The organism is Variovorax sp. AC103 (assembly GCF_979254005.1).
Window position 1 is genome coordinate 462,609 of record NZ_CEEDFC010000001.1, and the last position, 12,916, is coordinate 475,524.

The following is a 12,916-nucleotide window of genomic DNA, read 5'->3' on the forward strand; positions in this document are numbered from 1 at the left end:
ATGCTCCAGATGATCGTGAGCGGCGTCGCCCTGGGCGCCATCTACGGGCTGATCGCCCTGGGCATCGTGATGGTGTTCAAGGCCACCGGCATCCTCAATTTCGCGCATGGCGAGGCGGCCATGCTGTCGGCCTTCGTCGCGTACACGCTGGTGCGCCTGGGCCTGCCGATGTGGGCCGTGGTGCCGCTGGTGCTGCTGTTCGGCGCGGCGCTGGGCATGCTGATCGAGCGCTTCATCATCCGGCGCTTCATCGGCAAGGCGCTGCTGTCGTCGGCCATCTGCACGCTGGGCCTGTTCCTGATCTTCGGCGACCTCGCCATCTGGCTCTGGGGCAAGGACACGCAGGAGCTGCCCAGTGTGTTCCCCGCCGCGCCCATCGACGTGGGCGGCGTGATCGTCTCGGGCATCGACCTGGGCATCGTGGGCGTGTGCGCGGCGCTGGCGGGGGCGCTGTTCGCGTTCTTCCGCTTCACGCGGCTGGGCATCGCGATGCAGGCCACCATGGAAAACCCCACGGCCGCGCGGCTCATGGGCATTCCCATCAAGCGCATCTACGCGCTGGCCTGGGCGCTGTCGCACGTCATCGCGGCGGCCGCGGGCCTGCTGATTGCGCCGCTGACCTTCGTGCATTTCTCGATGATGCAGAGCGCCCTGCACTTCGCCTTCGCGGCGGCGGTGCTCGGCGGCATCGGCAGCATGCCGGGCGCGCTGCTGGGCGGCGTGATCATCGGCGTGACGTCCAACCTCACCGGCGCCTACCTGTCCTCCGAATGGAAGGACGCGGTGCCCTTCATCGTGATGCTGGCCATCCTGATCCTGCGCCCGCACGGGCTGCTGGCACGGCGCCAGGTCAAGAAAGTCTGAGGAAGCAACCCATGACACGCATCTTCGATTCGCGGCCCTGGCTGGCGCCGCTGGTGTTCATTGCGCTCTTCGTGCTCGCGCCGCTCGTTCCGGGCGGCTACGTGCTCTACATCTTCACGCTGGTGCTGATCTACACGCTCGCGTCCTTCGGCACCAACATCCTCACGGGCTACACCAACCTGATTTCGATGGCCGGCGCTGTGTTCTTCGGCATCGGCGCCTACGGCAGCGCCATTCTCACCACGCACTTCGGCGTGCCGCTGGTGCTGTCGATGCTCATCGCGGCGGCCGTGGCCACGGTGGTGGGCGTGCTGCTGGCGCTGCCGGTGCTGCGCCTGGAAGAGGTGTTCCTGGCCATCGCCACGCTGGGCTTCGTGATGATCTCGGTGGAAGTCGCCAAATCGGGCGGCGAGCTCACGGGCGGCGAGAACGGCATGGGCGCACCCGGGCCCACGCTGTTCGGCTTTGCGCTCGACGAGCGGGCCTACCACCTGTTCGTGGCCGTGGTGCTGGGCGCCGCACTGTGGATTGCGCGCAACCTCTCGCAGAGCCACTTCGGGCGCGGCTTCCTCGCGCTCAAGGGCAGCGAGACGGCCTCGCGCGCGCTGGGGCTCAACGCCACCAAACTCAAGCTCATCGCCTTCGGCGTGTGCGCTTTCTATACGGGCCTGTCGGGCGCGCTGTACGCGCCGGTGGTGCGCTTCATCGATCCGTCGCTGTTCAACATCATGGTGTCGATCAGCTTCGTGTCGATGGTGATCGTGGGCGGGCTGGGCTCGATCATGGGGTCGGTGCTGGGCGCGGTGTTCGTCATCGGCGCGCCGCAGCTTCTCACCTATTTCGGCTTCGACCAGTTCCAGCGCGCGCTGTACGGCGTGGCGATGATCCTGGCGCTGATGTTCCTGCCCGACGGGCTGGCCAGCCTGCTCAAGCGCAAGAAGCTGCCGGGCGCCGACACGGCCGCCGGCCCGGAGGTGCCGCGATGAGGGCGCTGATCGACGGCGCGCCCGTCACGAGCCGGCCGCAAGCCGCCCCCGGCACGGCGCCCGTGCTGTCGCTCTCCGACGTTCGCATGAGCTTCGGCGGCATCGTCGCCGTGCAGGACGTCGGCTTCGACGTGATGCCGGGCACGGTGCACGCGCTGATCGGCCCGAACGGCGCCGGCAAGACCACGATGCTGAACTGCATCAGCCGCTTCTACACGCCGCAGAAAGGTTCGATGCGCCTGCGCACGGCAACCGGCGAGCACGACCTGCTCAAGTGCAAGGCCCACCAGATCTCGCGCCTGGGCATTGCGCGCACCTTCCAGAACCTGGAGCTGTTCTCCGAGCTCACGGTGTTCGACAACGTGCTGATCGCACGCTCGGGCGCCATGCGCTGCACGCTGGCCGAGGCGCTGCTGCGGCTGCCGCGCCAGCGTCGCGAGGAGCGCGAGCAACGCGAACGCACGCAGCAGATCATCGACAGCCTCAAGCTCGGCGCGCACGCCCACACGCTGGTGCGCGACCTGCCCTACGGCACGCAGAAGCTGGTGGAACTGGCGCGCGCCATGGCGCTGGAGCCGGTGCTGATGCTGCTCGACGAACCCGCCGCCGGCATGAACAACCGCGAGATCGACGCGCTGGGCGACACGCTGCGCCGGCTGCAGCAGGCCACGGGCGCGACGCTGCTGCTCATCGAGCACAGCATGCCGCTGGTGATGTCGATCTCGGACACCATCACCGTGATGCACAACGGCGCCTTCCTGGCGCAGGGCTCGCCGCGCGAGATCGAACAGAACCCGGCCGTGGTCGAGGCCTATCTCGGAGGAGGCAAGAGTGGCAAACGCCGTTGAACCGATGAAGCGCGGCGAACCGCTGCTGCGCGTGGACAACCTGAGCGCCGCCTACGGCAAGATCCGCGCGCTGCACGGCGTGTCGATCGAGGTGCCGGCCGCGGGCATCGTGTGCGTGCTGGGCGCCAACGGCGCGGGCAAGACCACGTTGATGCGGGCGCTCTCCGGCTTGCTGCCGGTGGCGGGCGGCACCGCGGTGTTCGACGGGCGCAGCATCGCCAACGTGCCTGCCGAGCAGCTGGTGCGCCGCGGCGTGGTGCATGTGCCGCAGGGCCGCATGGTGTTCGCGCAGCTCTCGGTGAAGGAGAACCTGGTGCTCGGCGGCTACACCCGCCCTGCGGGCGAGGTGCGTGAGGACATCGAGCGCGTGCTGGGCTACTTTCCGCGGCTGAAGGAGCGCATCACCTCGCGCGCCGGAACGCTGTCGGGCGGCGAGCAGCAGATGCTGGCCATTGCGCGCGGCCTGCTCGCCAAGCCGCGCCTGCTGATGCTGGACGAGCCCTCGATGGGCGTGGCGCCCATCATGAAGGACGCCATTTTCTCCACGCTGCGCGACATCCGCGACCGCGAGCGGCTGACGCTGCTGATCGTGGAGCAGGACGCCGACATCGCACTCGACATTTCCGACGAAGGCTACGTCATCGAGACCGGCCGCGTCGTCATGCACGGACCGGCGGCCGAACTGGCCGGCAACGAGGACATTCGCCGCGCCTACCTGGGCGGCTGAAGCGCACGCAGATTTCCCCACATCAACGACAGGAGACATTCCCATGACCCATTCCGCCCCGCGCCGAACCGCCCTCGCCACCGGCGCCGCGCTGCTCTTCGCAGCCGCGCTGCCGCCCCTGGCCTTCGCCTTCGAGAACAAGGCCGAAGGCGTGCTCGACAAGGAGATCGTGCTCGGCTCGTCGCAGCCGATGTCGGGCACGCTGGCCTACATGGGCAAGGCGGTCGATGAAGGCATTCGCACCTACTTCGACATGGTCAACGAACAGGGCGGCGTGAACGGCCGCAAGATCAAGCTCATCACCTACGACGACGAACTCAAGCCCGCGAAGTCGGTGGCCAACGCCAAGCTGCTGATCGAGCGCGACAACGTGTTCGCGATGGTGGGCAACATCGGCCACGCCACCAACATCAGCGCCTACGAATACAGCTCGACGAAGAAGGTGCCGACCATCGGTGCGCTGAGCATCTCCGACCTGACGAGCACGCCGCCGCGCGAACTGCTCTACGTGCTGCCCTCGCCGCAGTCGACCGAGACCGCCGCCTACATCGACTACGCGGTGGAGAAGCTGAAGGCGAAGAAGATCGCCATGCTCTACCAGAACGACGGCTGGGGCAAGCCGGCCTACGACATCGCGGGCAAGCAGCTGGAAAAGCACGGGCTGAAACTGGTCGAGGCGCAAAGCTTCGAGCGCTTTGCCACCGACATCACCTCGCAGGTGTTCAAGCTCAAGCAGGCCGAGCCCGACGTGGTGATCGTCTACGCGCTGGGCCAGGAGGCGGTGCTGTTCTTTCGCGGCGCGGAAAAGCTCGGCTGGAAGCCGACGGTGTTCGGCGCGGGCGGCCTGAACGATCCCAAGTTCGTCGAGTTGCTGGGCAAGAGCCCGGCCAAGCTGTACGTGGCCTCGTACTACGACGCGGTGGAGGGCGACAACCCGGCCATCAAGGACTTCTTCGCGCGCTACACCAGGCTGTATCCGAAGTCGGCGCCCTCGTCCACGGCGCTGATGGGCTACTCGGCGGCGGCCGTGGCGGTCGAGGCGCTCAAGCGCGCGGGCAACGAGCCCAGCCGCGCCAAGGTGGTGGCCGCGCTCGACGCGATGAACAGCTTCGACCAGAAGATCGGCCCGAAGATTTCCTTCCAGCCGCTGGGCGCGGGCGGCTATGCGCGGCGCGGCCAGACTGGCGTGGCGCTGATGGAACTCAAGGACCAGAAGTTCGTTTCGCTCGGCGGCTACATCGACCCCGTCAAGCGCTGATCTCACCCCCTTTTCAAGGAGACTTTCCATGACTTCCACAACGTCCGTCCGCAAGACCATGCGCGCGCGCATCACCTCCGGCCCCACCTTCTGGATGGCCGGCGCGCAGGACGCGCTGTCGGCGCTGCTCGTCGACCAGTCGGGCTTCGACGGCATCTTCACCACCGGCTTCGGCATTTCGGCCTCGCTGCTGGGGCAGCCCGACGTGGAGCTGTACACGCTGACGGAAAACGTCGGCGTGGTGAACCGCATCGCCAACATCGTCAAGAAGCCGATCTTTGCCGACGCCGACACGGGCTACGGCAACGTGATCAACGTGGCGCGCACCGTGCGCGAGTTCGAGAAGACCGGCGTGGCCGCCATATCGCTCGAGGACCAGTTCAGCCCCAAGCGCTGCCCCGCCGCCGCCAGCACCATGCCGCTGGTGCCGGTGCGCGACGCGGTGGCGAAGATCCGGGCGGCGGTGGACGCGCGCCAGGACCCCGACTTTCTGATCGTGGCGCGCACCGACGCCATCGACCCGTCGGACGCCATCGACCGCGCCTGCCAGTACGCCGAGGCCGGCGCCGACCTGATCCAGCCGATCTCGCGCACTTTCAAGGGCTACGACGACCTGGTGAAGCTGAAGGAAGCTACCGGCCGTCGCCTGTCGCTGCAGCTGATGCAGGGCCTGTGGATGGCCAAGCTGAGCCGTGCGCAGATCGAATCGGTGGCGGCCTTTGCCACCTACCCGATCGTCACGCTGATGAGCACCGTGCATGCGCTGCAGGCCAACCTGCAGGTGCTGTCGGAGCGCCGCACGGGCGACGTCGACGGCCTGCCGAGCGGACAGACGACCATGCCGGCATTCAAGGAAATCATCGGCTGGAACGCTGTCGAGGAACGCCAGGCGTACTACGAGGCCGATGCGGCGCCGCTGAAGCGCGCGGCCTGAACGCGACCTGAAGCCGCTGTCGCACGCCCTCAGTTCACGCTGTCGGGCTGCGCCTTGGGCACCCATTGCCGCGCGAGCGCCGAAAGCGCCTCGCCCACCGGCTGCTCCACCTTCAGCGTGAGCAAATCGTCGGCCCGCGTGCGCCCCAGGTTCACCGCCGCCACAGGCTTGCCCGCCGCGGCCGCAGCCTGCACGAAGCGAAAGCCCGAATACACCATCAGCGACGAGCCGGCCACCAGCACCGCATCGGCTGCTTCGAGCGCCGCGAAGGCGGCCGTGACGCGCTCCTTGGGCACGCTCTCGCCGAAGAACACCACGTCGGGCTTGAGCAGGCCGCCGCAGTGGACGCAGGCGGGCACGTCGAAAGCGGAGAAGTCGTGGCCTTCAAGGTCGGCATCGCCATCCGGCGCGGCGCGGGCCTCGAGTGCGGCCCAGTGCGGGTTGCGCTCGCGCAGTGCCAGCTGCAGGTCGGCGCGCGTGGTGCGCCGCTCGCAGCCCATGCAACGCACGGTGTCGATGCGCCCGTGCAGGTCGATGGCGCCCCGGCTCCCGGCGGCCTCGTGGAGGCCGTCGACGTTCTGCGTGAGCAGCAGGCCCACGCGCCCGGCCGCTTCGAGCTGCGCCAGCGCGCGGTGCGCCGCACCGGGGCGGGCACCGGCCATCGTCGGCCAGCCGATCAGGCTGCGCGCCCAGTAGCGGCGGCGGGTGGACTCCTCGCCCATGAAAGCCTGGTAGGTGACGGGCGACGGGCGCTTCCATTCGCCCTTCACGTCGCGGTAGTCGGGAATGCCCGACTCGGTGCTGCATCCCGCGCCGGTGAGCACGAAGAGCTTGGGGTGTCGGGTGGCGAAGTCGGCGAGCGCGGCGGCTGGAGCGGTCATGCGGGCAGCATAAGTCGGCGGCCTGATTCCTGCTAAGAGCCCTGTTCTTACCCGTCCGCGGAGAACGCCATGCCCCCCTTTCATCCCACGCGCCGCAGTGCGCTGCAACTTCTGGCCGCAGGCGTCGCGTCTGCCGCACTGCCGGCCTTCGCCCAATGGCCCGACCGGGCAATCAAGGTCGTCGTGACCTTTCCGCCGGGCGGCTCCAGCGACGTGCTGGCGCGCGTGATGGCCGAGCAACTGACCAAGAAGCTCGGGCAGCCCGTGGTCGTGGACAACAAGCCCGGCGCGGGCGGCACGATCGGCGGCGCACAGGTTGCGGCGGCGCCGCCCGATGGCTACACGCTGATGCTGTCGAACACCACGCCGATCGCGCTCGGCCCCTTCACGCTCGACAAGCAGCCCTATGACCCGGTCGCGGGTTTCAGCCACGTCGCCTACCTGGGCGCCGCGCCGCTGGTGGTCATGGCGAGCAAGCCGTCCGGCCTGAAGACCTATGCGGACTTCGAGGCCATGGCGCGCAAGGAAGGCCGCATGGACTTCGGCTCGGGCGGCCCGGGCTCGATCGGACACATCCACGGCGAGCTGCTCAAGAAGACCACCGGGCTCAACATGGTGCACGTGCCCTACCGAGGCGGCGCACCCATGACCACCGACCTGATCGCCAACACCATTCCCGTCGGCATCGACGTCATCACGTCCTACGTGCCGTTCTTCAAGAGCGGCCAGCTGGTGCCGCTGGCGGTAACGGGCACGCAGCGCTCCCCGCTGATGCCGGAGGTTCCCACCATGGTCGAGCTCCACCAGCCGAAGCTGGTGCTGGAGAACTTCTTCGGCCTGTCCGGCCCTGCCCGGCTTGCGCCGGACGTGGTGGCGCGGCTCAACGCCGCGTGCAACGAAGTGCTGGTGATGCCCGAGATCCAGAAGAAGCTGACCGAACTGGGCATCGTGGCCCAGCCGGAGACGGTGGCCATGTTCAACCGCTTCGTGAAGGAGCAGGTGGACGTGCTGGGGCCGACGGTGAAGGGCGCGGGGATCAAGCTGTAGATCCGTCGCACGGCAAACGATGGGTCAGGCCTCCGGCGCGATGGCCTCGGCGTACTCGTAGAGTGCGCCCAGGATTTCCTCGCCGCGCTCGTCGGCGGTCTCCGAAAGTGCATCGACCTCGCTGAACAGCATCTCGATGGTGCGCGCCCCGCCCTCGCCCTTGAAGAGCCTGGCCACGCGCAGGGCTTCCCAACGCTCGGTTTCCTCTTCGCTGAGCAGCTCGGGCCAGTTGCGCGCGCGGTAGCGAAACAGGATCTCGTCGAGCCGGCCGTCGTCGAAACCGGTGCGGTCCTTGGCCAGCTCTTCGGGCGACAGAGAGCGCAGCTGGTTCAGGCGGCGGCGGTCGGCGTTGCCGACGAAGCCGCCGTAGAGGTCTTCGTCCACATCGGGCGCGGCCTCCTTCGGCCGCGCGTACACCTGCGACCAGATGGCGCTCATGTCGGGCAGGTCGCGCGCGATGGCGGCGTTGCGCATGGCCGCGTCGAGGTCGATGTTCCAGCGCTCGGCCATGGCCGGCGCGAGCGTGCGCAGGTTGCCCACCACCATCGGCGACTTGTTCAGGTGAATGCCCTTCACCGGCAGGCGGACCATGCCTTCGGGCAGGTCGGCGGTGCGGGTGAACAGTCGCAGGCGCAGCGTGTCGGCGTCCAGGTCGCGCAACTCGCTGGGGTCGTGCGCCAGGTCCCAGGCCAGCAGCTCGTTCTTGTTGGTCGGGTGGCTGGCCAGCGGCCACATCACGGCGATGCAGCCGCGCTCGACCGGGAACATGCCCGACACGTGCAGGAAGGGCTTGGCCGTTTCACACATCGCGGGCAGGCCGAGCTCGGTGGCCACGCGGTCCTTCTTGTGCAGGCCGAAGGCAAAGTCGAACAGCTTGGGCTGCTTGTCGCGAATCAGCCGGGCCAGCGCGATGGTGGCGCGCACGTCCGACAGCGCATCGTGCGCCGACTCGTGCAGCAGGCCGTTGGCGCGCGCCAGGTCTTCGAGCTTGAAGCTGGGCTTGCCGTCTTCCTTCTTCGGCCACTCGATGCCGTCGGGGCGCAGCGCGTAGGTGAGGCGCACCACGTCGAGCAGGTCCCACCGGCCGCAGTCGTTCTGCCATTCGCGCGCATACGGGTCGATCAGGTTGCGCCAAAACAGGAAGCGCGTGACCTCGTCGTCGAAACGTATGGTGTTGTAGCCCACGCCGATGGTGCCGGGCTGCGAGAAGGCCTGCTCGATCTGCGCGGCGAACTCGTGCTCGGGAATGCCGCGCTCCAGGCACACCTGGGGCGTGATGCCGGTGATCAGGCAGGCCTCGGGGCTGGGCAGGTAGTCCGGCGCAGGCTTGCAATAGACCATGAGCGGCTCGCCGACCTCGTTCAGCTCGGCGTCGGTGCGGATGGCGGCGAACTGCGAGGGGCGGTCACGGCGCGGCACGGCGCCGAAGGTTTCGTAGTCGTGCCAGAGAAAGGTGTGGTTCATTCAGAGCAGGGGTGAAAACAAGCGCGCAACGGCATCGCCGAGGCGACGCCAGAATTTCTGTGGCCGGTGGGCGCGCACCGCGCCGGAACTGTGCAGGTCGGTCTCGAACTGCGCCGCCAGCGGGCGGGCGAGTTCCGGACCATAGACCACGGCGCAGACCTCGAAGTTGAGGCGGAAGCTGCGGTTGTCGAAATTGGCGGTGCCGATCATTGCGCAATGGTCGTCGACCACCAGGGTCTTGGAGTGCAGCATGCGCGCCTTGTACTCCCACACCTTCACGCCAGCGGCGATCAGCTCGTCGAAGTACGAGCGCGCCGCGGCGCTCACGATGGCCGAGTCGCTGCGACGCGGTACCAGCAGGCGCACATCCACCCCGCGCAGCGCGGCGCTGGTGAGCGCCATCAACGCGGGCTCGCCCGGCACGAAGTACGGCGTGGTGAGCCACGCACGGTGCGTGGCCGAATGGATGGCCTCCACGTGCACGCGGTGGATGGCCTCGAGCGTGTTGTCGGGGCCGCTGGTGACGATCTGCACCGGAATGTCGCCCGCCTCCAGCTGCGGCAGCATCGCAGCCATGGTGTCGTCCATGCCGCGCGGGTCTTCGCCGGTGGCGTAGGTCCAGTCTTCGAGAAAGGTGGTCTGCAGCCAGCGCACCGCGCTGCCCTCGATGCGCAGGTGCACGTCGTGGTACGCGTCGGGGTTGGTGCGCTTGTCTTCCTCGTCGGTGATGTTCACGCCGCCCGTGAAGCCTACGCGGCCGTCGCAGACCACGATCTTGCGGTGGGTGCGGTAGTTGGTCACCGGGCGCAGGCGGCGGCCGATCTTGGTGTCGTGGAACAGCGCCACCTTGACGCCCGCCTCGTGCATCGGCGCCATGAACTTGCGGCCGATGCGCTTGGAGCCCAGCGCATCGATCAGCAGGCGCACCGTCACGCCCTGCTTCGCACGCTCGACCAGCAGGTCGCGCAGCGCGGTGCCGATCTTGTCGGGCTCGAAGATGTAGTACTCGAGGTGGATGTGGTTCTGCGCGGCGCGCACCGCCTCGAAGATGGCGTCGAAGGTGCGCGCGCCGCCCGACAGCAGCGCCACGTCGACGGCGCTGGACACCGGCAGCCCGCAGGTCGCGGTGCCCAGCCGTGCCATCTGCTGCAGGGCCGGTGGCGCGCTCTGCGCCACGTCGCGCAGGAGCGCGACATCGGCCTGGGCATAGGCGCTGGCACGGCTGCGCAGCCGCTTGATGCGCTGCTTGCGCAGGCGCTGCGGCCCGAGGAAGTAGTAGATGACGAAGCCTGCGAACGGCAGCAGCGCCAGCGACAGGATCCAGCTCATGGTCGACACCGGCGCGCGCTTTTGCATCACGATCCAGATCGACAGCACGGCGATGTAGCCGCTCCAGGCCAGGGAGAGGCCGGTTTTCCATTCGGGGCTGAGGACGGGGAGGATCAAGACAAAAGCGAGTTGAAGCGGCGGTGCGGATGCACCGGCCAAAGAAAAAGGCCGGCAGCGTGATGCTACCGGCCTTTGGAGGCGGCTCCGTGGCCTCATTGGCCACGGATTGCACGGTTCGTTCAGCCCGTTGCAGCTTCTTCCGCTTCGGGCTTCGACTTGCCTTCCTTCTTCGGCAGCGGCTGGATGTCGAGCAGCACTTCGTCCTTGTCGTCGAGGTCGACTTCGAGGCGGCCGCCGTCGGTCAGGCGGCCGAACAGCAGTTCGTCGGCCAGTGCACGACGGATCGTGTCCTGGATCAGGCGCTGCATCGGACGCGCGCCCATCAACGGGTCGAAGCCCTTCTTGGCCAGGTGCTTGCGCAGCTTGTCGCTGAACGTGACTTCCACCTTCTTCTCGCTGAGCTGGGTTTCCAGCTGCAGCAGGAACTTGTCGACCACGCGCAGGATGACGTTTTCGTCGAGCGGCTTGAAGTTGACGATGGCGTCCAGCCGGTTGCGGAATTCAGGCGAGAACAGGCGCTTGATGTCGCCCATTTCGTCGCCTGCCTGGCGCGGGTTGGTGAAGCCAATGGTCGCCTTGTTCATGGTCTCGGCGCCCGCGTTCGTCGTCATGATGATGATGACGTTGCGGAAGTCGGCCTTGCGCCCGTTGTTGTCCGTCAGCGTGCCGTGGTCCATGACCTGCAGCAGCACGTTGAAGATGTCCGGGTGCGCCTTCTCGATCTCGTCGAGCAGCAGCACGGAGTGCGGCTTCTTCGTGACGGCTTCGGTCAGCAGACCACCCTGGTCGAAACCGACGTAGCCCGGAGGCGCGCCGATCAGGCGGCTCACCGCATGACGCTCCATGTACTCCGACATGTCGAAGCGGATCAACTCGATGCCCATGATGTAGGCGAGCTGCTTCGCGGCTTCGGTCTTGCCGACGCCCGTGGGGCCGGAGAACAGGAACGAGCCGATCGGCTTGTCGCCCTTGCCCAGGCCCGAACGCGCCATCTTGACCGCCGAGGCGAGCACTTCGAGCGCCTTGTCCTGGCCGAACACCACGCTCTTCAGGTCGCGCTCGATGGTCTGCAGCTTGCCGCGGTCGTCGTTGCTGACGTTCGCCGGGGGAATGCGCGCGATCTTCGCCACGATTTCCTCGACTTCCGCCTTGCTGATGGTCTTCTTGCGCTTGCTCGGCGGCAGGATGCGCTGGGCCGCACCGGCCTCGTCGATGACGTCGATGGCCTTGTCGGGCAAATGACGGTCATTGATGTACTTGGCGCTGAGCTCTGCGGCAGCCTGGAGGGCCGCCACCGCGTACTTCACGCCATGGTGTTCCTCGAAGCGCGACTTCAGGCCCTTCAGGATGTCGACGGTTTCCTGCACCGTCGGCTCGACCACGTCGACCTTCTGGAAGCGACGCGACAGGGCCGCGTCCTTCTCGAAGATGCCGCGGTACTCGGTGAAGGTGGTCGCACCAATGCACTTGAGCTGGCCGCTAGAGAGCGCCGGCTTCAGCAGGTTCGACGCGTCGAGCGTGCCGCCCGAGGCTGCCCCCGCACCGATCAGGGTGTGGATTTCGTCGATGAACAGGATGGCGTTCGGCTTGTCCTTGAGCGACTTGAGCACGCCCTTCAGGCGTTGCTCGAAGTCACCGCGGTACTTGGTGCCTGCCAGCAATGCGCCCATGTCGAGCGAGTAGACCTGCGCTTCGGCAAGGATCTCGGGCACGTCGCCCTGCGTGATGCGCCAGGCGAGGCCCTCGGCAATCGCGGTCTTGCCGACGCCGGCTTCACCCACCAGCAGCGGGTTGTTCTTGCGCCGGCGGCACAGGATCTGGATGACGCGCTCGACCTCGTATTCGCGGCCGATCAGCGGATCGATCTTGCCGTCCTTGGCGAGCTGGTTGAGGTTTTGCGTGAACTGCTCGAGCGGCGATGCCTTCTCGTTGCGTTCGCCGCCGCCCTCTTCGCCTTCGCCCTGGGGAGCTTCGCCGCTACCCTTGACGGCTTCCGGCGGGTCGCTCTTCTTGATGCCGTGGGCAATGAAGTTGACCACGTCGAGGCGGGTCACGCCCTGCTGGTGGAGGTAGTAGACGGCGTGCGAGTCCTTCTCACCGAAGATCGCGACCAGCACGTTGGCGCCGGTGACTTCCTTCTTGCCGTTGCCGGTGGACTGCACATGCATGATGGCGCGCTGGATCACGCGCTGGAAACCCAGCGTAGGCTGGGTGTCTACATCGTCGGTACCCGCCACTTGCGGCGTGTTGTCCTTGATGAAGTTGGTGAGCGACGCCCGAAGGTCGTCGACGTTGGCCGAGCAGGCGCGCAGAACTTCCGCGGCGCTCGGGTTGTCCAGCAAAGCGAGCAGCAGATGCTCCACGGTGATGAACTCGTGGCGCTGCTGCCGGGCCTCGACGAAGGCCATGTGCAAGCTGACTTCCAGTTCCTGGGCAATCATGTGATTTCCTTTTGCCT

11 protein-coding genes are annotated in these 12,916 nt (G+C 67.3%); 7 read left to right on the forward strand and 4 right to left on the reverse strand.

The features are described 5' to 3' along the window. Genes AC0IYU_RS02095 through AC0IYU_RS02120 form a run of 6 tightly spaced genes read left to right on the forward strand, consistent with a single transcriptional unit; the run spans nt 1 to nt 5,617 of the window. Nucleotides 1-864: a branched-chain amino acid ABC transporter permease gene (locus tag AC0IYU_RS02095; RefSeq protein WP_472112471.1), complete on the forward strand. Its 864-nt coding sequence runs from the start codon at nt 1-3 to the stop codon at nt 862-864. Nucleotides 865-875: 11 nt separating this feature from the next. Then, nucleotides 876-1,850 (forward strand): branched-chain amino acid ABC transporter permease, encoded by a 975-nt coding sequence (locus tag AC0IYU_RS02100; protein ID WP_472112474.1) that lies wholly within the window; start codon nt 876-878, stop codon nt 1,848-1,850. After that, the gene (locus AC0IYU_RS02105) at nt 1,847-2,698 is read left to right on the forward strand and encodes an ABC transporter ATP-binding protein (RefSeq protein WP_472112477.1); all 852 of its coding nucleotides are present in this window, start codon (nt 1,847-1,849) and stop codon (nt 2,696-2,698) included. Before AC0IYU_RS02100 ends, AC0IYU_RS02105 begins: the two co-directional genes overlap by 4 nt. Then, the gene (locus AC0IYU_RS02110; RefSeq protein WP_472112480.1) at nt 2,682-3,425 is read left to right on the forward strand and encodes an ABC transporter ATP-binding protein; all 744 of its coding nucleotides are present in this window, start codon (nt 2,682-2,684) and stop codon (nt 3,423-3,425) included. The genes AC0IYU_RS02105 and AC0IYU_RS02110 overlap by 17 nt, the downstream gene beginning before the upstream one ends. 43 nt (nt 3,426-3,468) lie before the next feature. Then, nucleotides 3,469-4,683 (forward strand): ABC transporter substrate-binding protein, encoded by a 1,215-nt coding sequence (locus AC0IYU_RS02115; protein ID WP_472112483.1) that lies wholly within the window; start codon nt 3,469-3,471, stop codon nt 4,681-4,683. A 28-nt stretch (nt 4,684-4,711) separates the two neighbouring features. Continuing rightward, a complete protein-coding gene (locus tag AC0IYU_RS02120; RefSeq protein ID WP_472112486.1) occupies nt 4,712-5,617 on the forward strand; it encodes an isocitrate lyase/PEP mutase family protein in 906 nt (301 codons plus the stop codon). A 29-nt stretch (nt 5,618-5,646) separates the two neighbouring features. On the opposite strand, the gene AC0IYU_RS02125 is transcribed toward AC0IYU_RS02120, so the two are convergent. After that, nucleotides 5,647-6,498, reverse strand: coding sequence for an NAD-dependent protein deacetylase (locus AC0IYU_RS02125; RefSeq protein ID WP_472112489.1), 852 nt, complete (start codon nt 6,496-6,498; stop codon nt 5,647-5,649). Nucleotides 6,499-6,567: 69 nt separating this feature from the next. Between AC0IYU_RS02125 and AC0IYU_RS02130 the strand changes: the two genes are divergently transcribed. Further along, nucleotides 6,568-7,545 carry a Bug family tripartite tricarboxylate transporter substrate binding protein gene (locus AC0IYU_RS02130; protein WP_472112492.1) on the forward strand — a complete coding sequence of 326 codons (978 nt, stop codon included), beginning with the start codon at nt 6,568-6,570 and terminating at the stop codon, nt 7,543-7,545. A gap of 24 nt (nt 7,546-7,569) precedes the next feature. Here the strand turns inward: AC0IYU_RS02130 and sbcB are convergent, their stop codons facing one another. The 3 genes from sbcB to clpA all read right to left on the reverse strand — a co-directional run bounded on the left by sbcB (nt 7,570) and on the right by clpA (nt 12,899). Next, on the reverse strand, nt 7,570-9,009 hold the full coding sequence (sbcB, locus tag AC0IYU_RS02135) for an exodeoxyribonuclease I (RefSeq protein ID WP_472112495.1): 1,440 nt from the start codon (nt 9,007-9,009) through the stop codon (nt 7,570-7,572). Further along, nucleotides 9,010-10,455: a cardiolipin synthase gene (gene cls, locus AC0IYU_RS02140; protein WP_472112498.1), complete on the reverse strand. Its 1,446-nt coding sequence runs from the start codon at nt 10,453-10,455 to the stop codon at nt 9,010-9,012. Between the two features lie 122 nt (nt 10,456-10,577). Then, nucleotides 10,578-12,899, reverse strand: a complete 2,322-nt coding sequence (gene clpA / locus AC0IYU_RS02145; protein ID WP_472112501.1) for an ATP-dependent Clp protease ATP-binding subunit ClpA — start codon at nt 12,897-12,899, stop codon at nt 10,578-10,580. Between the last annotated feature and the right edge of the window lie 17 nt (nt 12,900-12,916).